The following is a 22,192-nucleotide window of genomic DNA, read 5'->3' on the forward strand; positions in this document are numbered from 1 at the left end:
GCTAGCTTTCCGTGAAGGCCTCCTTCCCTACCTTGAGCGTAGGGAAGGAGGCCTTCACGGACTTGGGGAAGATCGCGGCCAGCACCAGGAGCAGAAGGCCGTACAGGACAAAGGACTCCGTCGCCAGCCACCAGCCGAAGCTCCCGGCGGGCCGCGGCGCGAGCCACATCGGCGCGACGACGAACAGCGCCGCCGTCACCACCGCGAGCGCGTAGGAAACCGCCGACCGCATCCACACCAGCAGGACGAGGATCGGCACGCACCAGATCCAGTGGTGCGTCCAGGTCACCGGCGAGACCAGCAGGCCGCCGATCGCGCAGGCGGTCAGCGCGAACACCGGTTCCGCGACCCGCACGATCACGAACGCGGTCAGCGCGACCACCGCGGCCGCGGCCAGCATCCAGATGATCTCTTCCGCCGAGCCGAGGCCGAACCGCGCGAGCATCCCACGCAGCGACTGGTTGCCGACGTAGCCGCGATCGCCGATGCGGCTGGTGTCGAAGAGGACGTTCGTCCAGAACTTCGCCGACGCTCCGGGCGCGACCGCGAACATCAGCAGACCCGCGCCCACGAACCCAGCCACGACCCTGGCCGAGGAGCGGAAGTCCTTGCGGAACAAGAAGAACAGGATGAAGAACGCCGGGGTCAGCTTGATCGCGGCTGCGACGCCGATCAGCAGGCCCTTCGTACGGGCGCGTCCCGGCAGGAGGGCGTCGGCCACGACCATCAGCATCAGCAGGGCGTTGATCTGGCCGAAGCCGAGCGTCGAGCGGACCGGTTCCATGATCCCGCCGGCGGCCTGCGCCCCGATCGCCGCCAGTGCGGCGATGGCGCGGCCGCGGCCAGCGGAACGGTCGGTGAGCGAGCCGTTGAGCGTCGCGACGAAGAGGTACACGACGATCCCGCCCGCGATGATCGACGCGAGCCCGACCAGCCTCGTCGCGAGCGCCGTGGACAGCAGCGTGCCGGGCAGGAACACCGCCGCCGCGAACGGCGTGTAGGTGAAGGGGAGCCAGCCGCCGTGCGTCTGCACCCACGTGCCGTAGAGGTCGCCCGAGCCGAGGAGCAGCCGGGAGCCGCCGACGTAGACCTCGAGGTCCTGGCCGTCGAACACCTTCATGGTGAACAGCACGCCGACCACGACGACTTCGAGCGCGAGCAGCGCCCCCGCGAGTTTCCGCCCCGACAATCCCACCAGCACCCGGCGAGGCTACCCACCGCCACCACGCAGTTCGTCCTCTGGATGCGGTAGCCACCGCATCCAGAGGACGAAACGCTAGGCGAGGGCCTGGGTCGGCGGGAGCCGGGCCGCACGCATCGCCGGATAGGCACCGGCGACGGCACCGACCAGCGCCGAGACCCCGACGCCGCCGAGCAGCGCGCCGACGGGGAGCACCGCCGGCCAGCCCTGGCTCAGCGCGTACCCGGACGTCACGAGGACGCCGACCAGCACCCCGGCGATCCCGCCGAGCCCGGACAACAGCACCGACTCGGCCAAGAACTGGCCTCTCACCTGCCGTTTCGTCGCGCCGAGCGCGCGGCGCAGGCCGATCTCCCGGCGTCGCTCCAGCACCGAGATCACCATCGTGTTGGCCACCCCGACCCCGCCGACCAGCAACGCCACCCCGCCGAGCCCGAGGAACAGCGCGCTGTAGGTGTTCTCCGTCAGCTTCTGCGCTTCCAGGGCCTCCGACGGACGACGGACCTCGACCTCGTTCGGTGCTTCCGGGTTCATCGTCTGCGCGAGCACCGAGCGGACGTTCTCGACCTGCGCGTCCTTCGCCCGGACGTACACGTTGGTCGGATGCCCCTTGAAGCCGAGAAGCCGTATCGCGGCGTCCCAGCCGACCAGCGCCGACCGCTCGATCTCGGGCGCCAGCGGCGTCGGCCCGAGGATCCCGCCCACGGTGAACCACTTCCCGCCGATGAACACCTGCGGCGGTTTCGCCTGGTCGATGTGGTCGATCCCGAGCCGCGCGGCCGCGACCGAACCCAGCACGACGACCGGGTAGTCACGGGTCGCGTCCCGCAGGAACCGGCCGTCGCGAAGGGAGCCGCCGATGACGTCGAGCAGATCCGGCGTCGCCGCGAAGACGGACAGACCGGACGTCTCGTCCTTGCCGATCTTGTCCGTCCGCCGGACGGACGCGTCGGTGCTGCCGGTCGCGGACGCCGCCGTCACCGGCGCGATCCGCTTCGCCATCGGCACCGCGCTGTCGGGCAACGTCGCGTCGCCGCCGAACATCGTCTTGCCCGGCCCCGCCGAAAGCAGGTTGGTGCCGAGCGCGGCCAGCTGGTCTTGCAGCGCCTTCGCGCCCGACGCCGGGATCGCGAGCACCGCCACCATCGCGGCGATCCCGATCCCGATGCCGAGCGCGGACAGCACCGCGCGCATCGGCCGCGTCCGCATCCCGTGCGCGCCGAGGTTCAGCACGTCACGCGGGCCGAGCCGGGCCGGATCCGGCGTCTTGTCGAGGACGGGAGCGCTCACACCAACACCCCCGTCCCGGTGTCGAGCCGGATCCGGCCGTCCCGCAGTTCGATCCGCCGCGGGATGCCCGCCGCGATCTCCCGGTCGTGCGTGATGATCACGACCGTCGTCCCCTGCGAACTCAGCGTGGCGAGCAGGTTGAGGATCGCCGCGCCGTTGCCCGTGTCGAGGTTCCCCGTCGGCTCGTCGGCCAGCAGGATCGACGGCGAGTTGACGACCGCCCGCGCGATCGCCACCCGCTGCCGTTCCCCGCCGGAGAGCTCGTTCGGGAAATGGGCCGCACGATGCGCGAGGCCGACCCTGTCGAGCGCCGCCAGCGCCCGCTCGTGACGTTTCCGCCGCGGCACCCCCGCGTACAGCAGCCCCGTCGCGACGTTGTCGACCGCGCTCACCCCCTCGCTGAGGAAGAACTGCTGGAACACGAAACCGATCCACCGTGACCGCAACGCGGAAAGCTTGCGGTCCGGCAGTTTCGCCACGTCGTGCCCGCGCAGTTCGATGACGCCGCTGGTCGGCCGGTCGAGCGTCCCCATCAGCTGCAGGAGCGTGGACTTGCCGGAACCGGACGGTCCGAGGATGGCGACCATCTCTCTGTCCTCAATGGACAGTGTCACCTCGTGCAGGGCGCGTACGCCGCCGGGATAGGTGCGCGAGGCGTTGCGCACGGCCAGCACCGGGGTCATGACGTCGTCACCACCCGCATCCCGGCGGCGAGACCGGTGCCGGTGACCTCGACGCGGCCATTGCTGAACAAGCCGGTCTTCACCGCGATGAGCCGTCGTTTGCCGCCTTCGTCGACCTCGACGGCGTAGCCGCCCTCTGCGAGCGCGAGCAGCGCCCCGACCGGGACCGCCAGCACTCCACTGTGGACTTCCTTGGTGAAGCGCACCGAAACCGGCGTCGAATCGAGCGACCCCGCCGCGGCCGGATCGTCCAGCTTGATCTTGACCTTGATCTTCGGCTTGCCGTCGTCCTGCCCGGCGGCGTCCTTGCCGGTCTCCGCGACCTTGCCGACGTCGGTGATCACGCCGTTCGTCGACTTGCCGCCGGTGATGTCGACCCCGACCTTGTCCCCCGCCTTGGCGATGGTCTGCTTGGCGGCGTCGAGTTTGACCTCGACGAGCCGCTCTGTGCCGGTGTACTTCAGCAATTCGCCCCCGCCGGGCCCGCCGAGCTGCGCGGCCAGCTGCGAAACCCGGATCTCGCCCGCCGCGAGGACGACGTCGCCCTGCCCGAAGGTTCCGGTCTGCTCGACGCCCAGCGACTTCTGCCACTTCTTGATCGCGGCCGCGGTGGCCGAGGTGAACTTCTTGTCGGGCGTGCCGAAACCGCCGAAACCGAGCGCCTTCAGGTTCTCTTCCAGCTGCTTGACGTCCGGTCCGTCCGTCGCCCCGTCCGCGAGGTCACGGAAGAACGGCAGCGTGCCGTAGAACAACGGGACCGGCTTGGCGTCGACGCCGTACACGGCCTTGCCGCGGGTGAGCACGGCACCGGCGTCCGGCAGGGACGTGATGGTGCCCTGTTTCCGGCCGGCGAGGGTGCTTTCCTCGCCGTAGCCCAGCTTTCCGCTCGCCTCCTCTTCCTCCTGCAGGTCGGTCTTCTCGACCTTCGCGGTCTCGACCGGCGGCGGCGCCTGACCGACCTGCTGGGCCTCCGACGTGACCCTGGTCAGCACGACCACCGACATCGTCCCGGCCACGACGACGAGAACCGCCGCGATGATGAACCAGCGCGTCCGGCGCGAACGCCGGGCGTGGCCGGGTCCTTCGTGTTCGCTCATTTCGCTGGGGCCGCCCTCATGGTCATGCCGAGACCGCAGGCCTTCGCCGCTTCTTCGAACTTCTTCGGGTCACCGTTCGCGTCACCCAGCGCGATGGCGGTGCCGCCCTTGCCCGCCGGTTCGGGGTCAGGGAAGTCGATGCCGTGGTCGCGCATGCACTTCGCTTCCTTGCGCATCTTGTCGAGCTCTTCCGGCGTCGGCGGCTTGATCTCGCCGCCGTTCGGCAGCAGCTTGCGGCACGCCTCGCTCGCGTCGTTCATCTTCTTCTCGTCGAAACCACCTTCGCCCGCCTCGATGGAGATCGTGTTCTGCTCGCCGCCGGCCTTGGGATCCGGCATGTTGATCCCGTGCTCGCGCATGCATTTGGCGTAGTTGCGCATCTTGTCCTCATCGGACACGTTGTCGGCCTGTTTCCCGTCGCCGGCACCGGCGGCGGGCGGCGAGGAGATCGAGGCGACCTTGTCGCCACCGTCCCCGCCACCGCCGCAGCCGGCCACCAGCGCGAAGACCGCTCCGGCGATCAGTACCGCCATCGGTCGTTTCCGCATCGCTGCTCCTTCGGTCGTCTTGGCGACCCGATTTCTACGGAGGCGGCGATTCCGGCGCGGTAAGCGAAGTCGCTTATCCCCCGCTTACGGTCCCACTCAGCGAGACAGAGATCCGATCTATCTGCCGTCTTTCCGGGTGAACTAGCACCCTGGCGAGCCTTTCGGGGGTTCACATCGGACCTCTGGGTTCTTACAGTCCCTGGCGACCACACCTCAGCGAGGAGGAGTGCATGAATCGCCGCAAGCCGCTCCGGGCCCTGGCGGCCCTCGTCATCGCGACCACCGCACTGGGCGTCCTGCCCGCCGTCACGGAGGCCGCGCCACTCCCGTCGGATCACGCTTACGACGACCCGTTCACCGCCGATCGGACGCGCTGGTGGCGCGACGACCGGTTCGGTCAGTTCATCCATTTCGGCGCGTACTCCCAGCTGCAGGGGAAGTACACCCGCCCTGATGGAAGCGTTTGCCAAGACGCCGAATGGATCCAGCGGAACTGCCAGATCCCGCGCGCCGAGTACGAGCAGATGGCCGCGAAGTTCAACCCGTCCGGCTTCGACGCGAACACCATCGCGCAGACGGCGAAGGACGCCGGGCAGAAGTACGTGGTGATCACGTCGAAGCACCACGAGGGCTACGCGATGTGGCCGACGAAGGTCAACAAGTTCAACCTCCGCGATCATTCGGCGTTCGACAAGAAGCGCGACATCCTCGCCGAGCTGAAACGCGCGACGGCCGCACGGGACGTCAAACTCGGCTTCTACTACTCGATCTGGGACTGGCACGATCCCGATTTCCCGGATCCGGCGACGTTCCCGAAGTACAAGGAGCGGATGTACGCCCAGCTCAAGGAACTCGTCGACAACTACCACCCGGCGGTGCTGTGGTTCGACGGCGAATGGAGCACCGACCGGCCCAACAACCCCTGGACGGAAAGGGACGGCGAGGAGCTGGAAGCCTACGTCCGGAGCCTCGATCCGTCCATTGTGGTCAACAACCGCGTCGGCAAACGCCGGGTGGTCGACGGCGACACGGGAACGCCCGAACAGGAGATCCCGGACAAGCCCGTCGACGGGCAGCTGTGGGAATCGTGCATGACCCTCAACGGCAGCTGGGGTTACACGGAATGGGACCACAACTGGAAATCCTCGGCGGATCTGACCAGGAAACTGCTCTCGATCGCCGGTCGCAGCGGCAATTTCCTGCTCAACGTCGGCCCTGATCGCAACGGCCGGGTGCCCCAGGAATCCGTCGACAGGCTGAAGCAGATGGGACAGTGGCTGCGGACGGCCAAACAGTCCTCCGCCGTCTACGGAGCGGGCGCGCCGGGCCTCGTCGCCGAACCGGACTGGGGCGTCGTCAGCCGCCGCGGCGACAAGCTTTACGCGTCGGTGTTCGATTGGCCCGCTTCGGGCGGCTCACTGACACTCGACGCGTTGGCGCCTTTCCGGGTCCGCGACGCGCGAGTGCTCGGGAGCGGGCAGCGCGTGAGGGTCGAGCAGACGTCCGGAAGCGTGAAACTCACGCCGTCGGGCGGCCGGACGAACGACGTCGCGACCGTCATCGAACTGAGTGTCGACCCGCTCTCGCAGGCCCCCGCCGGACGCGGAACCGGGCTGACCGCCGAGTACTGGCCGAACCCGGACTTCACCGGGACACCGACGGTGCGCCGGACCGAGCCGGGCGTGAACCACAACTGGAAGTTCACCGGATCACCCGACGCGAAGATCCCGGCGGAGAGCTTCTCGTCGCGGTGGAGCGGCCAGGTCACCGCGCGGGACACCGGCAAGCACACGTTCACCACGGTTTCGGACGACACCGTGCGGCTGTGGGTCGACGGGAAACTCCTGATCGACAACACCATCCCGCACGGCCCGAGTGTCGACAAAGCGACTCTCGACCTGGTCGCCGGGAAGTCGTACGCGATCCGGCTCGAACAGACCGAACGGGGCGGTGAGGCGTCGATGAAACTGCTGTGGTCCAGCCCGAACACTCCGCAGCAGGTGATCCCGGCGCGGCAGTTGCGCCCGGTCGGCTGAGCCACGCCGTCCACCGGCGCCGGCCATGTCGCGAAAGCCACTTTCGAGACGTCTGATGTCCCGAAAGTGGCTTTCGCGACACCGAGCGCCTGTCGGGTCTCGTGAGTGGTCAGGCCGATTCTCTTGAGGAGCAGGTGTCGTGTTCGGGCGAGACGGGCGATCACTCGTGATCAGACGGCGATCACGCGTGATCAGAGACGTAACTCGCGTGATCAGACGGCGATCACCGAGTTCGCCGTCTGATCACGCGAGATCCGTTCCTGATCACGCGAGTTACGTCCTCGCCACTCACGAGACCCGCCCCTGTTCACCAGGCAAGCAGCCCCGCCGGAACGCGTTGCGAAAGCCACTTTCACAACGTTGAAGGTTGCGAAAGTGGCTTTCGCAACACCACCTGTCCGCCGATACCGCACCGGTCCGGGTGACCCGCGCTTATCCCGCGCTTACCCCCCTGCGGGGCAGACTGACCTGGTGCGAGTGCTGGTAGTGGAAGACGAGCGCCTGCTGGCGGACACGATCGCCGAGGGCCTGCGACGGTTCTCCATGGCCGTCGACGTCTGCTACGACGGCGGACAGGCCCTGGACCGGGTGGGGGTGCACGGCTACGACGTCGTCGTGCTCGACAGGGACCTCCCCGTCGTGCACGGCGACGAGGTCTGCGCCGCGGTGATCGGGACCGGCGGCGAGGCCAGGGTCCTCATGCTCACCGCGGCCGCCGACGTCAACGACCGGGTCGCCGGGCTTGGCCTCGGCGCCGACGACTACCTGACGAAGCCGTTCGCGTTCGCCGAGCTCGTCGCGCGGGTGCAGGCGCTGTCGCGGCGCGCGCGGCCGGCGCTGCCGCCGGTACTGGAACGCGGCGGTGTCGTCCTCGACCTGCCCCGGCACCAGGCGTCCCGCGATGGCCGGTTCCTTCCCTTGTCCCCCAAGGAATTCGCGGTTCTGGAGGTGCTGATGCGCGCCGAAGGGACCGTGGTCAGCGCGGAAGAACTGCTGGAGAAGGCGTGGGACGAGCACGCCGATCCGTTCACGAACGCCGTCCGGGTGGCGATGATGACGTTGCGCCGCAAACTCGGCGAACCGCCGCTGATCGAGACCGTTCCCGGCGCCGGTTACCGGTTCGGGTCATGAAGCCACTCCGGCTTTCCCTGCGCACCAAGCTGACCGCGCTCTACGGCGGGGCGTTCCTGGTCGTCGGGCTCGCGTTGCTGATCGTCAACTACCTGCTGGTGAGCTCGAAGCTGCCGGACACGGCCGCCTTCGCCGACACCGCCGCGGGCATCTCGGTCCAGCGCGCCCAGGCGTACCCGATGGACACGGCGACCATCATGCCCGTCGAGCGCGCACAGGCCACCCAGCTGGTCGCGACCTCGATCACCGAATACCGCTCGGACGTGCTTTCGACACTGCTGTGGCAATCGCTGGTGGCGCTGGCGATCGCCGGCGCGCTCGCGGTGCTGTTCGGCTGGCTGATGGCGAGCCGGGTGCTGCGACCGCTGCACGCGATCACTTCGACCGCGCGAAAACTCGAGGTCGAGAACCTCGACCGGCGGATCGACCTCGACGGCCCCGACGACGAACTCAAGGAACTCGCGGACACCTTCGACGGCATGCTCGACCGGCTCGCCGTGTCGTTCGAGAGCCAGAAACGCTTTGTCGCCAACGCTTCCCACGAACTGCGGACCCCTCTGGCCGTGCAGCGCACACTGGTCGAGGTGGCGATGGCCGACCCCGACGTCAGCCCGGAGGTCCGGAAACTCGGCGAACACCTGATCTACACCAACGAACGCAGCGAACGGATGATCGAAGGCCTGCTCGTGCTCGCCCGCAGCGATCGCGGCCTCGCCGCGCGCGGCCCCGTCCGACTGGACGAGGTCGCGGCGACGGTGATCCGGTCCGCGACGGCGATGGCCGAGGAAGCGGGGGTCACGGTGGAGTCGCGGCTGCGGCCGCGGACGGTGTCCGGCGACCCCGTGCTGCTGGAACGGCTGGTCACGAACCTCGTGCACAACGCCATCACCTACAACCGCGAGGGCGGCTGGATCCACGTCGACATCGGCGGCGATCCGGCGCTGGTGGTGCGCAACACCGGCCCGCAGGTGCCACTGGACGCCGTCCCCGCGCTGTTCGAGCCGTTCCGGCGGCTCTCCGGCGACCGGACCGGCGACTCGCGCAACGCCGGGCTCGGGCTGTCGATCGTCCGGTCCATCGCCAAGGCGCACGGAGGGACCGCGGGCGCGGAACCCGGCGGCCGGGGCGGCGGACTGGTCGTCCGGGTGCGGCTGCCTTAGATTCCCCCGATCGTGACTGTGTGTGTCCAGCGCGTCACGCGGCGAGCCGCCGATTACTCCAGCAGAATGCACTTGCGGTCATGAACAAAATAGTGAGCAGGACACATGACATCGGCGCGCCTCACACGTCAAGGCGACGCGCCGTTTTAACGTGGACACCCACAAAGGTGAAGAATCGGGGAGGCGAGAATGCGAGCGCTACGGGTGGTCGGGCTGCACGAGGACGGTAAGTCCATCGTGTGCGAAGACCCGGCGAGCCGCACGCGCTTCCTCCTCCCCGCGGACGAGAGGTTGCGAGCGGCGGCGAGGGGTGACATCACCCGCCTCGGCCAGATCGAGATCGAGTTGGAGAGCCAAATGCGGCCACGCGAGATCCAGGCACGAATCCGGGCCGGTGAGTCCGTGGAACAGGTCGCGAGCAGTGCGGGCGTGACCGTGCAGCGCGTCGAGCGCTTCGCGTACCCCGTCCTGCTCGAGCGCTCCCGCACCGCCGAACTGGCCCAGCGCGCGCACCCGATCCGCGAAGACGGCCCCGACGTGCAGACGCTCGGCGAGGTCATGGCGCACTCGTTCGGTCTCCGCGGCCACGACTACAGCCAAGCGACCTGGGACTCCTGGCGCGGCGACGACGGCAAGTGGGTCGTCGTGCTGAGCTGGAAGGCAGGCCGTTCGGACAACCGCGCGCACTGGTCGTTCGCGCCCGGCGCGCACGGCGGCACCGTGCAGGCGCTCGACGAGAACGCCGAAGTCCTGCTCAACCCCAACGCCTACCGCGCCCCGCGCACGGTCCGGGCGCTGGAACCGGCCAAGGACGCCGTCGTCCAGCCCACTCTCGACAGTGCTCCGGACGAGCCGGTCGCGAAGGTGATCGACGCGCCGATCGCGGAGCCTGAAGAAGATGTCGAGTCACCACTTCCGGCTGACGAGCCGGAGGAAGTGGCCGAACCGGCTCCACGGGCGAAGGGGAAGAAGAACCACCCCATCGTTCCATCCTGGGAAGACGTCCTACTGGGCGTCCGATCGCAACGAGGTTGAATCCGCACGTGATGGCCCCTTCCGGTGGAGGGGCCATCACGTGCGTCCGGGGACCAGTGCGATCAAGGATTTCGGCGCCACGAGGCAATAGGCGTCGGTGACGATCAGCTCGATCTCGGCCCAGTCGACGTCGATGTCCAGCCGGACCCCGATCCAGCCACTGTGCCCGACGTACGGCGGCCGGAAGAACCGCTCCGGCTCCGCGCCCACCAGTTCCTCCTGCACCCCTGGCGGCGCCGGGCACCAGAACGCGACCTTGTCGTCATGATGGTGGTGGTCGGCGTACTTGACGAACGTCTTCTTGCCGCGCACGAACCACGCCGGCTCGCCGTGGCTGAGCCGTTCGGTGGCTTCCGGCAGCGCGAGGCAAAGCCGTCTGAGTGAAACGAGCGGGTCACCGGCCATGATCTCAGTATCCTCGTGCCGGCCCCCGCGGGCTCGCCCGAAACCGCGGTCACCTCGCGCCACAGCCGTCTTCGATCTTCAGAAGACGACGATCAACACGCCGATCCACGCGATCACGATCCCCGCGGCCGCGCCGAAGGACGCCCACCGCACGATCGGCACCCGCCGCGCGAGCCACAGTGACGGCGTGATCCCGGCGGTCACGACGGCGGACGCGAGCAGCGCGAGCCAGCCGTTGGTCTCGCGCGCGAGGGTGTTCGCGAGCGCCAGCATCGCCACGACGACCACGGCCGCGACGAACGCGGAGACGGTCAGCCCGGTCAGCCAGGGTGTCGGTTCGCCCGCGGGGTCCGGCGTGCCGAAGAGCCGCCGCGCGAGTTCGCTGCGGGGGGCGGGGGCCGGCGGGTCGATGATGACGCGTTCGCCGGAGACGGGATCGACGAACCGCACCGAGGTGCCCATCGTGGCGGCGACCCGCTGGGCGAGCTGACGGCCTCGCTGGGAGACCACGGAAACGGCTTCGGTGCCGGACTCACCGACGACGGACGCGACACGTGCCCATTCGTGCAGCGCCTGGGCGAGGTCCGAACCGATCGCGAGTGAATGCGGGTCCACCTCGCGCGCGCTTTCGCCGCCCGGCCCGGCCAGCACCGCGCGTCCCTCACGGATCCGCAATTCCATGGGTTCTCCTCGTGATCGCTCGGGTGCTCACGATAGCGGTGGACGCGTCTCGTAGAACGCGATCGCGCCCGCGGTGGCGACATTCAGCGAATCGACGCCTTCCGGCATCGGGATCCGCACCGCGACGTCGGCGGCGGCGATGGCCTCCTCGGTCAGGCCGGGGCCTTCCGCACCCAGCATCAACGCGACCTTCTCCAGTGTTTGGTCCCGTAACTGGCGCAGCGAAACGGAATCCGCACGAGGAGTGAGGGCCGCGATACGGAAACCGCGTTCCCTCAGTAGTTCCAGGTCCTGTGGCCAGGACCCGAACGTGGCGAACGGGACACGCAGCACGTGTCCCATCGAAACGCGGACGCTGCGCCGGTACAACGGGTCCGAACAACCGCCGCCGAGCAGGACCCCGTCGACACCGAGCGCGGCCGCGTTGCGGAACAGCGAACCGAGATTCTCGTGGTCACCGACGCCTTCGAGCACCGCGAGCACCCGCGCGCCGTCGATGACGCTCTCGACCGTCGGCGGCGGGACGGGCCGGTCCGCGACGGCCAGCACCCCGCGATTCAGGTGGAAGCCGACCACTTCGGCCATCGTCTCGGCCGAGGTCACGTAGCCGGGGGCGTCGACGCCGTCCAGGTCGTCGCCCAATTCCCGGAACCGTCGCTCCACACCGAGCAGGGCGCGGACCGGATACCGGGACTTGAGCAGGCGCTCGACGACGACGGTGCCCTCGGCGATCACGAAGCCACGCCCACCTGGCCGATCGGGCCGCCGATCGGCTGTGGACAAGTCGCGGAAATCGTCGAGCCGCGGGTCGCCGGGGTCGTCGACGGTGATCAGTTCAGCCACCGGGAGAGTGTGTCATCCGCCCGCTGCGTGCCGTTTGCGTCCGAACGTCCACCGGCAGGTGGTACGAACGGACGTATTTTGCTGTAAGTTAACCCCTGGTGACAGAGAGCACCAGTTTGGCCGCTAGCCGGGCGACGGCGATGCGTGAAACCGTTGGGCCGCCTGGCAGTCCCGCCTGGATCCCGCGGAGCGTGGCCAATGAGGAGCTCGACGAACATGGGTAAGAATCTTTCGGCGGACCCCTGTGAACTGCAAGATCGCGGACGTTATCGCCGAAAGGTCCACCGCTGCCTCGACACCTTGGCGCGGATGCTCACCGATGGAAGTTTTTCCTTCCCCCGCAAGAACATCGGGCTCGAAGTCGAATTCAATCTCGTCGACGCCGAGCTGCGCCCGTCGATGACGAACACGACGGTGCTCGAAGCGCTGGACGACCCGTCGTTCACCACCGAACTCGGCCAGCACAACCTGGAGCTCAACGTGCCGCCGCGGCCGCTGGCAGGCGACTCCGCGCTGCAACTGGAGGACGACCTCCGCGCGTACCTGGACGCCGCCGGGCGCAAGGCCGACGAATCCGGCGCCTCGCTGGCGATGATCGGCATCCTCCCGACGTTGCGGCACGAGCATTTCGACCAGAAGTGGCTCACCAACAACGCCCGGTATTCACTGCTCAACGATCGGATCTTCGCCGCGCGCGGCGAGCGCACGGTGCTCTCGATGGAAGGTGCGCCACTGCCCGGCAGGCAACCCGAGCGCCTGCGCAGCTACTCCGAGTCGATCCTGCCCGAGGCCGCCTGCACCTCGGTCCAGCTGCATCTGCAGGTCGCGCCGGAGGAGTTCGCGGCGCATTGGAACGCGGCGCAGGCGCTGGCCGGGGTCCAGATCGCCGTCGGCGCGAATTCGCCGTTCCTGCTCGGCAAGACACTCTGGCACGAGACACGGATCCCGCTGTTCCTGCAGGCCACGGACACCCGGCCGGAGGAGCTGAAGAATCAGGGCGTCCGGCCGCGGGTGTGGTTCGGCGAGCGGTGGATCACGTCGATCTTCGACCTGTTCGAGGAGAACGTCCGGTATTTCCCCGGTCTGCTGCCCGAAACCGACCGGGAAGACCCGATCGAAGCGCTCGACTCCGGCCAGGCCCCGAAACTCACCGAACTCCGGATGCACAACGGCACCGTCTGGCGCTGGAACCGGCCGGTCTACGACGTCGTCGACGGCCTGCCGCATCTGCGGGTGGAGAACCGGGTGCTGCCCTCCGGGCCGACCGTGATCGACATGGTCGCGAACGCCGCCTTCTTCTACGGCGCCCAGCGGGCACTCGCCGAAGCCGACCGTCCAGTGTGGACACAGATGTCGTTCCAGGCGGCCGAGGAGAACATGTACGCGGGGGCGCGACGGGGTTTCGACGCGCAGCTGTACTGGCCGGGGATCGGCTGGATCCCGCCGGACGAACTGGTGCTGCGGGTCCTCCTGCCGCTGGCACACGAGGGGCTGCGCCGATCGGATGTTTCGGACGAGGCGAGAGAGCGCTATCTGGGCGTCATCGAGCAGCGCTGCCTCACCAGGCGGACCGGCTCGGCGTGGCAACGGGAATACGTCCTGCGCGCGGAGGAGCGCGGCGCCGAGCGGGAGACCGCGCTGAACCGGATGCTGAGCCGGTACCTGGAGCTGTCGGCCACCGGCACTCCGGTGCACACCTGGTCGCTGGAGGCTTAAGGTTCCTCCCAGGGAGGTGGGTCGTGCCCAAGATCATCGGCCGGTCGCTGGAGGAACATCGGCGCGAGGTCCGCAGCAGGGTGTTCGACGTCCTGCGCGGGCAGCTGTACGAGCGCGGATTCGACGCGATCACGCTCGCGGGGGTCGCGGCCGAAGCGGGTCTCGGCCGGACGGCGATGTACAACCACTTCCCCGACAAGGAAAGCCTGCTGGTCGCCTTCGTCGAGGACGAGGCGACGCGGTACGTCGAACGGCTGACGGCGGCCGTCGCGACCGCCGACACCCCGGTCGCGAAGCTCTCGACGTTCGTCCGGCTGCAGCTGCGGGTGCTGGCGGAGTACCACCTGCCGCCGGGGACGGCGCTCGCGTCGGCGCTGGCGCCGTCCGCGTACCGGCGGATCAGCGCACACGCCGATCCCATCACCGGCCAGCTGCGGGAGATCCTCGCCGAGGGTGTGCCGGAGGAGGATCCCGACGTGCTGATCCCGATGATCACCGCCGCGCTGGGGAGCCGTCAGGTCGTCGACGTGCCACCCGAACGGCTGGACGACGCGATCGAAGGAGCCGTTCGATTCGTGCTCAGAGCGGTCGGAATGACGGAGGACCACAAAGATTAGGGTAGCCTAACTCGCGATTGTGCCTTACGCTCTTTCTGACAGCATGTCAGATCGATGCTTGGAGGCTCTGTCCATGCCGGTGACCACCGACGTCGCATCCGGGCCGTTCTCCGCGAACCTGCGCGCCTCCACCATGGCCGCCCACGAGCGGGCCAACCACTCCGAGTACATGAACGCGCTGCTCGGCGGCGAGCTCTCGCTCGAGGGGTACACCCGGCTGGCCGTCCAGTACTACTTCATCTACCAGGCCATCGAGCGCGCCGCCGACAAGCTGGCGAAGGACCCGGTGGCGGGCAAGTTCGTCTTCGAGGAACTCCGGCGGCTGCCGAGCCTCGAACGCGACCTCGAACACCTCGTCGGCCCGGACTGGCGCGAAACCGTCCGCCCGCTGCCCTCGACCGAGCGCTACGCGCGGCGCGTGGCCGAGGCGTCGGACTGGTCCGGCGGCTTCGTCGCCCACCACTACACCCGCTACCTGGGCGACATCGCCGGCGGGCAGGTCATCCGGCGGCTGCTGGAGCGCAAGTACGAGGTGCGCGAGGCGGGATCGCTGTTCTACCACTTCAATCTGCTGGGCAGCGCGCCCAAGTTCCGGGACGACTACCGCGAACGGCTGAACTCGGCCCCGTGGAGCGAGGACGAGCGCGCGAAGCTGATCGAGGAGGCGATCGTGGCCTTCGAGTGCAACATCGCGGTGTTCGACGAGCTGGCGACCGAGCTGGACTCGTACCGGGCCGCCTGACCTCGTGAGTGGTGAAGACGGTTAGGGCCGAGGGGTGTCTTAGGTACCTACAGCGGTGCGTGGGTGGCGGTGTCGTGTGACTGGCGGGACGACTCGCGTGACTGGATGGACGACACTCGTGTTTGGAGGGACGTCTCGCTGCGTCGCCCGGCCGCGCGCGTGTCGTCCGTTCAATCACGAGTGTCGTCCATCCAGTCACACGTGCCGTCCGGCCAATCACGCGAAACGGCCAGTCTTAGATCCGTCTCGTGAGTGGTGAGGACGGTTCTCGACCGACCTCACCACTCACGAGCGCTACGCCGGCCTGCGCCTGACCACCAGCACCAGGAGCAGTCCGGCACCAAACCGAGCCCGTGCGCGGGCGGCGACGGCCAGGGCGGCACCGGCGTCGGCCCGTCCGCCTGGGTCACCAATTTCCCCGGCGGCTCCTCGCCGATCGCCGCGAACGGCACGTTCACGACGCAGATCAAGATCGCCGAGGTCAACAACGGCCTCGACTGCTCGAATCCCTCGGTGACGTGCGCGATCATCTCGCGCCGCGATCACTTCGCCTCGAACGACCGGAACTCGGACGTCTTCATCCCGGTCTCCTTCTCCTGAGCTGAAAGAGTCATCGGCCCTCCTTCGATGACCGGCGTCACATCCCCTTGACCTCCAGCTAACTGGAGCTAGCAGGGTGGGTTTCAGGCGGTGGCCCCACCGGGTACAGCCGCTGAGAACGAGTCGTTCCACCTGGGGAGAAACGCGGCGCCCCCGGTCGCCGCAAACGGGTGAAGACGACTAAGTTCGTCCTTGGAAGCTTGTGTCGAAGACAGAAGGAGGGCCGATGGCCCGCTACGTGCTCCCCGATCTCGACTATGACTACAGCGCTCTGGCGCCGCACATCTCGGGCGAGATCAACGAGCTGCACCACAGCAAGCACCACGCGACCTACGTCAAGGGCGCGAACGACACGCTCGACAAGATCGCCGAAGCCCGTGACGCCGGCAACTTCGGTGACATCGTCGGCCTGCAGACCACGCTGGCGTTCCACCTTGCCGGGCACGCCAACCACGTCGTGTGGTGGAAGATCCTCTCCCCGGAAGGCGGCGACAAGCCGACCGGCGAGCTGGCCTCCGCGATCGACGAGGCGTTCGGCTCCTTCGACAAGTTCAAGGCGCAGTTCACCGCGGTCGCCACCACGATCCAGGGCAACGGCTGGGCCGCGCTCTCCTGGGACCCGATCGGCAAGACGCTGATCACCCAGCAGCTGCGCGACCATCACAACAACCTGGTCCTGCCGACCACGCCGATCCTGCTGGTCGACGTCTGGGAGCACGCGTTCTACCTGGACTACAAGAACGTGAAGCCGAAGTACGTCGAGGCCCTCTGGAACATCTTCAACTGGGCCGAGATCTCCAAGCGGTTCGACAACGCCGTCGCCGGTGGCAACGGCCTGCTGCTCGGCTGATTTCCCACCACGAATCGGGGCTCTCCTGCCGGGAGGGCCCCGTTTTTCGTTGCTTGACCTCCAGCGAAGTCGAGGTGCCAAGGTGGTCGCATGGACGTCGCCGCATACCTCGATCGCCTCGGGCTGGACCGCCCCGCCACCGCGGACGTCACCGCGCTGCGGATGCTGCAGGAGCGTCACCTCGCGGTGGTCCCGTTCGAGAATCTGAGCATCCACCTCGGCGAACCGATCGTCCTGGACACCGAAGCGCTGTTCGACAAGATCGTGCGGCGGCGGCGCGGCGGTTTCTGTTACGAGCTCAACGGGCTCTTCGCCGCCTTGCTGCGGGAACTGGGTTTCGACGTCTCCCTGAAGTCGGCGAAGGTGTTCGGGCCGGGCGGCGCCCTCGGACCGCCGTTCGACCACGCGGCCATCCGTGTCGAACTGGACGAGCCGTGGCTGGCCGACGTCGGCTTCGGCCGGTTCAGCCGGTTCCCGCTGAGGCTGTCCGCCACCGAGGCGCAGGCCGACCCTGATGGCGAGTTCCTGTTCCTCGACGCGCCCTACGGCGACGTCGACGTCCTCCGGGACGGCGAACCCCAGTACCGGATCGAGCCGCGGACTCGGGCGCTGGACGAGTTCGTCCCGACGGCGTTCTGGCAGGCGACGTCGCCGGACTCGCATTTCACGCGGGGGCCGACCTGTTCACTGCCGGGCAAGCACGGCCGGGTCACCCTCACGGGTGACAAGCTGATCGTGACAACGCACGGCGTCCGCGAGGAGACCGGGCTTTCGAGTGATCAGGCGATCCTGGACACCTACCGGAAGGAGTTCGGGATCGAACTCACCCGAGTGCCGGAACGGCCTTGACCTGATCGACGCCGGTCATCGACCATGAACCCCCCGGAATGAACGAAGCCCCGCCGCCGGGGGTGACCCGGTTGCGGGGCTTCGTCCGTTCCCGAACTGACTGCCGCTCCCACCACGAAGCGGACATGTATGAGGTTAGCCTAACCTCATCTACCCCGGCAAGGGGTTCGCCCGAGAGACGCCGATCTCACTCTTTCGAGTGACGGCACACTGGGTCCATGAGCCATCTGAGCGGTAAAGCCGTGGTGATCACCGGCGCTGGACAGGGTCTGGGCAGGGCTTTCGCGCATCACGCCGCTTCGCACGGGGCCGCCGTCGTCGTGAACGACGTGGACGGCGACCTCGCGCGGGAAGTCGCCGGGGAGATCCGGTCGCTCGGCGGACGCGCCGTCGCGAATGGACACTCGGTCGCCGAAGCCGGCTCGGCCGCCGGACTGATCGACCAGTGCGTCACCGAGTTCGGCACGCTCGACGGCCTGGTCAACAACGCCGGAGTCAACTACCGCGCCGAGCCGTGGGCCGACGATCCGGTCAAGATGCGCGAGGTGGTCGAGGTCAACGTGCTGGGCACGCTGTTCTGCGGGACCGCGGCGGCCGGGGTGATGTGCGAGCGCGGCGGCGGCGTGATCGTGAACGTGGGCTCCGGCTCGATGATCGGCCAGCGGCGCGCGGCCGCGTACTCGGCCTCGAAGGGCGCCGTCGCGTCCATGACCGCTTCCTGGGCCGTCGACCTGGCCGGGCACGGGATCCGGGTCAACGCCGTCGCGCCGGTGGCCTGGACGCGCATGGCCCGGAACGACCCGAGCGTCGTCCAGACCCCGGAGCACACACCGGAACGGGTGGCCCCGCTGGTGACGTACCTGCTCAGCGACCTTTCGGCGGGCGTCACCGGGCAGATCCTGCGGTTCCGCGGCGACATCCTGTGCGTCCTCCGCCAGACCGCGATCAAGGATCCGGTCCTCGAACGCGATGCGTGGACCGTCGAAGACATCGCGGACGCGGTGGGCGGCGAGCTGCGGGAGGCGCTGGAGCCGCCTCCCGCAGCTAGATGGAAGTAGCCGCTCCCCGTCGCCGGTGATAGTGCCACGTCACCGCGGCGAGCAGCGGTCCCCAGAGCAGCAGCGGCAGGTAGACGACGGCGATCAGCCAGTCCGCCCAGGGCTCGCCCGCCATGTCGGCGTTGAAAGTCGTGTAGACGAATAGGGCTGCGTAGATCGTCGTGGCCAGGACTCCGAGCGAGGAGACCATCACGACCTTGCGCGCGGTAACGGTTTTGCCGCCCACGAAAGGGATCCAGCGCGGCCAGGTCTCACCCCACGACTGGACGAGGCCGAGGGCCAGGAAAGCGACGGCTTCGGAGAACACGGCGAGGAACACCAGGTAGAGCGATCCCCACCCTGGCGTTTTCATCGCGTCCATTTCGGACTGTGCCAGCCCGAACGGGATCCCGGCGGCGAGCCCGAGCCGCCAGACGCCGGACGGGATGTTCACCAGGGCGACGGTGTGGGCCGACCACTTCGCCCACCTGGGCACTCCTGGCACGCTTCGGAACGCTGCGCTGTTCATGCCTTGAAGCCTCGTCGGATGATCTTCGGAGCGGCTCCCTCTGGCGGTCCTTCATGCTCCCCCTCCAGAGGGGCTCGTGATCAGGCGAGATGGGCGATCACTCGTGATCAGACGGCGAACACACGTGATCAGAGACGTAACTCGCGTGATCAGACGGCGATCACAGTGTTCGCCGTCTGATCACGCGAGATCCGTTCCTGATCACGCGAGTCACGCCTTCGCGCACTGCGGGCTCAGACATGGCGCAGCCTTTGCCCTACCCCTCAATAACCGTCCTTACCACCCACGAGTCCCCCATCGGGTTGGCGTTTCGGCGGACAGCGGGCCCCCGAGAAGCTAGCTTCACCCCGTGGCCACCCCGAACGACTATCGCGCCATCGCCCGCAAGACCGACCGTCCGATGTGGATCTGGGCGGGCTGCGCGCTGACCAGTGTCCTGCTGCTTTTCGGCGTGGTCATCTTCGTGGTGATCACCCTGCTGAACAGGGGCGACGACACCGGCGCGGAAGGCAAACTCCCCGACGTCTGGCCGGACAAAGCCGAGAACGCGCTCCGCCCGGTCCAGATGCCGACGGGTGAGATGGTGGCCGCGCTGACCGGCGAAACCGGCGCGCAGGTGCTGTGCCAGGCGATCCCGGAGCAACGCTGGGAGGAGATCCTCGGCGGCCGCACGCTCCGGGAGGCGGGCGGGGCCTGTCACGCGGTCACCGCGCAGCTCGACGTCAGCGCGCAGATGATCCCCGCGCTACCCGAGGACACGAGTCGCGGCCTGCCGACCAGGACCACCGTCGCGGGCAAGCTCGCGGTGATCGCCACCGACAAGGGCGGCACCAGCCTGAGCGTCGAGCTGGTCGAGGTCGCGCCGCACAACGGCGCCTCGCCGGTGCTCAACGTCGCCGTCCGCAGCAGGATCGTCACCCCGCCCGAGACCGACGGCAAGGCGAGGGCACTCGCCGAGGCGTTGATCGCGGGCGCGATGCCGCCCGGTCCGTCGTTGCCGAAAATCGGCGAGGACGGCGAGATCGCGCCCCAGCAGGTCGAAGCCGGACCGCTCAAGGACAAGCCGCTGCCGGTGATGTCCTGGCTGTTGTGCGGGGAACTCGGCCGCGCGCTCGGCGTCCCCGCCGACAAGGCGAAACCGACCTTCTTCGCCTCGTGCGTACTGAACGGCGTGACCGCGGACTACAGCGAGCATTCCGCGGTCGTCGTCCCGAGCACGACCATCGCCGGGCTGCCTGCCCAGGTCGACGGGCGGGGCGTCATCGTGCAGCTCACCGACGATCCGGACGGGAAGACGCTGAAGTTCAAGGGCACCGGCGATCTCCAGGCACTCGCCGAGAAGATGGTGCCGCCGTTGCTCGGCCGCTAGGCGCGGTAGTTCGACAGGAGGTCACGGAGAAGGGTCTCGTACGCCTTCCGCTCGAAACGGGCGCCGGTGAAGTCGTCCTCCGAGACTTCCGAGTCCTCGAAAGGTTCGTAGTCCGTCTGCCAGCCGAAAGCCCGCCACTCGACCACGTCATCGCCGAAGACGACCTCGACGCTGTAGCTTCCGCAGCCGAGGTCACCGCACGCCGGGCAGACCAGCAACGCGACCCGTCCGTCGTCGAAATCGCCCGGCAGATCGCCGAGCAGGCGACAAAGCGTCTCGACGGCGGTTTCGCGCCACCTGTCGTCGTCCAGGAACAACGGCGTCTGGTGCTGCGTGGGCTCCATGTCACGCAGCGCGACGCCGTCGATCGTCCAGTCCAGGAACCGGGCCTCGCCGTCGGTCCACCGGGTCACCGACGGTTCGACACCAAGTCTGTTCACACTCGCTCCCTCTTCAGCACGCGCAGCCCGTTGCCGAACCGCCGCACCGGCAGGCTCACCCCGCCGCGCCGGATCAGCACCACGGCACACGCTATCGCGGCGATCGCCGAAATCGCGCCGCCGATGTAGAACGGCGAACGGCCACCGAAAGCGTCGGCCATCCAGCCGGTCATCGGTCCGCCGATGGGGTTCCCGCCGATCAGCACCAGCACGTACAGGCCCATCACGCGGCCGCGCATCTCCGGGCTGACCGCCGTCTGCACCAGCGCGTTCGCCGTGTTCAGGAACGTGATAGTGGCGAAGCCGAGCGGGATCAGCGCGAGGCCGAAGGTCAGGTACGTCGGCATGAACGCGGTGATCACCTCGAACGCGCCGAGCAGGAACGCCGAGATCAGCAGCAGCCGCACGCGAGGACCGCCGCGGGTGTTGCGGCGGGCCGACATCAGCGCACCGGTGAAGGTGCCGACGGCGACCAGCGTCGACAGCAGGCCGTAACCGTCGGCGTTGGTGTGGAAGACGTTCGCGGCGACGATCGGCAGCGAGGTGAAGTACGTGATGCCGAACGTGCTCACGAAGAACACCAGCACCATCACGGTCATCAGGTCACTGCGCCGCCGGACGTACCGCAGCCCTTCGACGAGCTGCCCCTTCTCGCGCGGGATCGCCGGGCCGCGGAACAGCTTGTCCGGGTTCATCATCACCAGCGCGGTGATGACGGCGCCCGTGCTCACCGCGTTCGCCATGAACAGCCAGCCGGTGCCGACCCAGGTGATCGCGAAGCCGGCGATGGCCGGGCCGACGATGCGGGCCATGTTGAAGATCGAGGAGTTGAGCGCGACGGCGTTGGTGACCTTGTCCCTGCCGACCATCTCGGCGACGAACGACTGCCGCGCCGGCACCTCCAGCGAAGCCGTACAGCCCAGCGTGAAGCAGAGGAGATAGACGTGCCAGAGCGCCGCGATCCCGCTCAGGTCGAGCGCGCCGAGGACGATCGCCTGCGCCAGCACGACGATCTGGATGCCGATCAGCAGCCGACGCTTGTCGACCCGGTCGGCCAGCACCCCGGCCCACAGCGAGAGGAACAGCGTCGGCGCGAACTGGAGCGCGACCGCGATGCCGAGCGCGATCGGGTCGTTGCCGCTGAGCGTGAACACCAGCCAGTCCTGCGCGATGCGCTGCATCCAGGTGCCGATGTTCGAGATGACCTGGCCGGTGAAGAAGAGCCGGTAGTTACGGACCTTCAGCGAGGAGAACATGCTCCCGCGCGGCTTCTCCGGCGCGGGTGGTGGAGGTGGAGCGGGTTTCCGGGTAACGGTGGTCTTGGAAGGACACT

The 22,192-nt window shown here is 68.3% G+C and carries 23 protein-coding genes; 12 read left to right on the forward strand and 11 right to left on the reverse strand.

Annotated features, from left to right (window positions below):
• Position 1: 1 nt before the first annotated feature.
• The 5 genes from AMYAL_RS0113285 to AMYAL_RS0113305 all read right to left on the reverse strand — a co-directional run bounded on the left by AMYAL_RS0113285 (position 2) and on the right by AMYAL_RS0113305 (position 4,819).
• On the reverse strand, positions 2 to 1,201 hold the full coding sequence (locus tag AMYAL_RS0113285) for a glycosyltransferase 87 family protein (protein ID WP_020631798.1): 1,200 nt from the start codon (positions 1,199 to 1,201) through the stop codon (positions 2 to 4).
• Between the two features lie 75 nt (positions 1,202 to 1,276).
• The gene (locus tag AMYAL_RS0113290) at positions 1,277 to 2,491 is read right to left on the reverse strand and encodes an ABC transporter permease (RefSeq protein ID WP_020631799.1); all 1,215 of its coding nucleotides are present in this window, start codon (positions 2,489 to 2,491) and stop codon (positions 1,277 to 1,279) included.
• The gene (locus tag AMYAL_RS0113295; protein ID WP_020631800.1) at positions 2,488 to 3,174 is read right to left on the reverse strand and encodes an ABC transporter ATP-binding protein; all 687 of its coding nucleotides are present in this window, start codon (positions 3,172 to 3,174) and stop codon (positions 2,488 to 2,490) included. The genes AMYAL_RS0113290 and AMYAL_RS0113295 overlap by 4 nt, the downstream gene beginning before the upstream one ends.
• A complete protein-coding gene (locus tag AMYAL_RS0113300) occupies positions 3,171 to 4,271 on the reverse strand; it encodes a peptidoglycan-binding protein (protein ID WP_020631801.1) in 1,101 nt (366 codons plus the stop codon). Before AMYAL_RS0113300 ends, AMYAL_RS0113295 begins: the two co-directional genes overlap by 4 nt.
• Positions 4,268 to 4,819 (reverse strand): hypothetical protein, encoded by a 552-nt coding sequence (locus AMYAL_RS0113305; protein ID WP_026467032.1) that lies wholly within the window; start codon positions 4,817 to 4,819, stop codon positions 4,268 to 4,270. The genes AMYAL_RS0113300 and AMYAL_RS0113305 overlap by 4 nt, the downstream gene beginning before the upstream one ends.
• A 230-nt stretch (positions 4,820 to 5,049) precedes the next feature.
• Here AMYAL_RS0113305 and AMYAL_RS0113310 point away from each other — a divergent pair, with 230 nt between their 5' ends.
• The 4 genes from AMYAL_RS0113310 to sepH all read left to right on the forward strand — a co-directional run bounded on the left by AMYAL_RS0113310 (position 5,050) and on the right by sepH (position 10,181).
• Positions 5,050 to 6,855, forward strand: coding sequence for an alpha-L-fucosidase (locus tag AMYAL_RS0113310; RefSeq protein WP_020631803.1), 1,806 nt, complete (start codon positions 5,050 to 5,052; stop codon positions 6,853 to 6,855).
• Between the two features lie 471 nt (positions 6,856 to 7,326).
• Complete coding sequence (locus tag AMYAL_RS0113315; RefSeq protein ID WP_026467033.1) at positions 7,327 to 7,986, forward strand: response regulator transcription factor; 660 nt, start codon at positions 7,327 to 7,329, stop codon at positions 7,984 to 7,986.
• Positions 7,983 to 9,146, forward strand: a complete 1,164-nt coding sequence (locus tag AMYAL_RS0113320; RefSeq protein ID WP_020631805.1) for an ATP-binding protein — start codon at positions 7,983 to 7,985, stop codon at positions 9,144 to 9,146. The genes AMYAL_RS0113315 and AMYAL_RS0113320 overlap by 4 nt, the downstream gene beginning before the upstream one ends.
• A 189-nt stretch (positions 9,147 to 9,335) precedes the next feature.
• On the forward strand, positions 9,336 to 10,181 hold the full coding sequence (gene sepH, locus AMYAL_RS0113325; RefSeq protein WP_026467034.1) for a septation protein SepH: 846 nt from the start codon (positions 9,336 to 9,338) through the stop codon (positions 10,179 to 10,181).
• A gap of 36 nt (positions 10,182 to 10,217) precedes the next feature.
• Here the strand turns inward: sepH and AMYAL_RS0113330 are convergent, their stop codons facing one another.
• The 3 genes from AMYAL_RS0113330 to AMYAL_RS0113340 form a co-directional block, all read right to left on the reverse strand.
• Entirely contained in the window at positions 10,218 to 10,586 is a 369-nt protein-coding gene (locus tag AMYAL_RS0113330; RefSeq protein WP_020631807.1) for an MmcQ/YjbR family DNA-binding protein, read from the reverse strand.
• Positions 10,587 to 10,664: 78 nt separating this feature from the next.
• Complete coding sequence (locus AMYAL_RS0113335; RefSeq protein WP_020631808.1) at positions 10,665 to 11,267, reverse strand: DUF2537 domain-containing protein; 603 nt, start codon at positions 11,265 to 11,267, stop codon at positions 10,665 to 10,667.
• A 27-nt stretch (positions 11,268 to 11,294) separates the two neighbouring features.
• Complete coding sequence (locus AMYAL_RS0113340) at positions 11,295 to 12,110, reverse strand: TrmH family RNA methyltransferase (protein WP_020631809.1); 816 nt, start codon at positions 12,108 to 12,110, stop codon at positions 11,295 to 11,297.
• A 216-nt stretch (positions 12,111 to 12,326) separates the two neighbouring features.
• Here AMYAL_RS0113340 and AMYAL_RS0113345 point away from each other — a divergent pair, with 216 nt between their 5' ends.
• From AMYAL_RS0113345 to AMYAL_RS0113375, 7 genes are all read left to right on the forward strand, one after another.
• Complete coding sequence (locus AMYAL_RS0113345) at positions 12,327 to 13,826, forward strand: glutamate-cysteine ligase family protein (RefSeq protein WP_026467035.1); 1,500 nt, start codon at positions 12,327 to 12,329, stop codon at positions 13,824 to 13,826.
• 23 nt (positions 13,827 to 13,849) lie between these two features.
• A complete protein-coding gene (locus tag AMYAL_RS0113350; protein ID WP_020631811.1) occupies positions 13,850 to 14,443 on the forward strand; it encodes a TetR/AcrR family transcriptional regulator in 594 nt (197 codons plus the stop codon).
• Between the two features lie 73 nt (positions 14,444 to 14,516).
• Complete coding sequence (locus AMYAL_RS0113355) at positions 14,517 to 15,185, forward strand: biliverdin-producing heme oxygenase (RefSeq protein WP_020631812.1); 669 nt, start codon at positions 14,517 to 14,519, stop codon at positions 15,183 to 15,185.
• Between the two features lie 252 nt (positions 15,186 to 15,437).
• Positions 15,438 to 15,785: a hypothetical protein gene (locus AMYAL_RS45870; RefSeq protein ID WP_209447232.1), complete on the forward strand. Its 348-nt coding sequence runs from the start codon at positions 15,438 to 15,440 to the stop codon at positions 15,783 to 15,785.
• Positions 15,786 to 16,011: 226 nt separating this feature from the next.
• Complete coding sequence (locus AMYAL_RS0113365) at positions 16,012 to 16,635, forward strand: superoxide dismutase (RefSeq protein WP_020631814.1); 624 nt, start codon at positions 16,012 to 16,014, stop codon at positions 16,633 to 16,635.
• A gap of 90 nt (positions 16,636 to 16,725) precedes the next feature.
• Positions 16,726 to 17,484, forward strand: a complete 759-nt coding sequence (locus AMYAL_RS0113370; RefSeq protein ID WP_020631815.1) for an arylamine N-acetyltransferase family protein — start codon at positions 16,726 to 16,728, stop codon at positions 17,482 to 17,484.
• Positions 17,485 to 17,702: 218 nt separating this feature from the next.
• Positions 17,703 to 18,542, forward strand: a complete 840-nt coding sequence (locus AMYAL_RS0113375; RefSeq protein ID WP_026467036.1) for an SDR family NAD(P)-dependent oxidoreductase — start codon at positions 17,703 to 17,705, stop codon at positions 18,540 to 18,542.
• Here AMYAL_RS0113375 and AMYAL_RS0113380 read toward each other — a convergent pair.
• The gene (locus AMYAL_RS0113380) at positions 18,529 to 19,050 is read right to left on the reverse strand and encodes a hypothetical protein (protein ID WP_039793955.1); all 522 of its coding nucleotides are present in this window, start codon (positions 19,048 to 19,050) and stop codon (positions 18,529 to 18,531) included. The two genes, AMYAL_RS0113375 and AMYAL_RS0113380, sit on opposite strands and share 14 nt — an antisense overlap.
• A 349-nt stretch (positions 19,051 to 19,399) precedes the next feature.
• On the opposite strand from AMYAL_RS0113380, the gene AMYAL_RS0113385 reads away from it, so the two are divergent.
• A complete protein-coding gene (locus AMYAL_RS0113385) occupies positions 19,400 to 20,419 on the forward strand; it encodes a hypothetical protein (RefSeq protein WP_020631818.1) in 1,020 nt (339 codons plus the stop codon).
• Here the strand turns inward: AMYAL_RS0113385 and AMYAL_RS0113390 are convergent.
• Both AMYAL_RS0113390 and AMYAL_RS0113395 read right to left on the reverse strand, forming a co-directional pair.
• Positions 20,416 to 20,859, reverse strand: coding sequence for a hypothetical protein (locus AMYAL_RS0113390; RefSeq protein ID WP_020631819.1), 444 nt, complete (start codon positions 20,857 to 20,859; stop codon positions 20,416 to 20,418). The genes AMYAL_RS0113385 and AMYAL_RS0113390 overlap by 4 nt on opposite strands.
• Complete coding sequence (locus AMYAL_RS0113395; protein WP_020631820.1) at positions 20,856 to 22,115, reverse strand: MFS transporter; 1,260 nt, start codon at positions 22,113 to 22,115, stop codon at positions 20,856 to 20,858. The genes AMYAL_RS0113390 and AMYAL_RS0113395 overlap by 4 nt, the downstream gene beginning before the upstream one ends.
• Positions 22,116 to 22,192: the final 77 nt, after the last annotated feature.

It is taken from the genome of Amycolatopsis alba DSM 44262 (genome assembly GCF_000384215.1).
GTDB classification, from domain to species: Bacteria; Actinomycetota; Actinomycetes; order Mycobacteriales; family Pseudonocardiaceae; genus Amycolatopsis; species Amycolatopsis alba.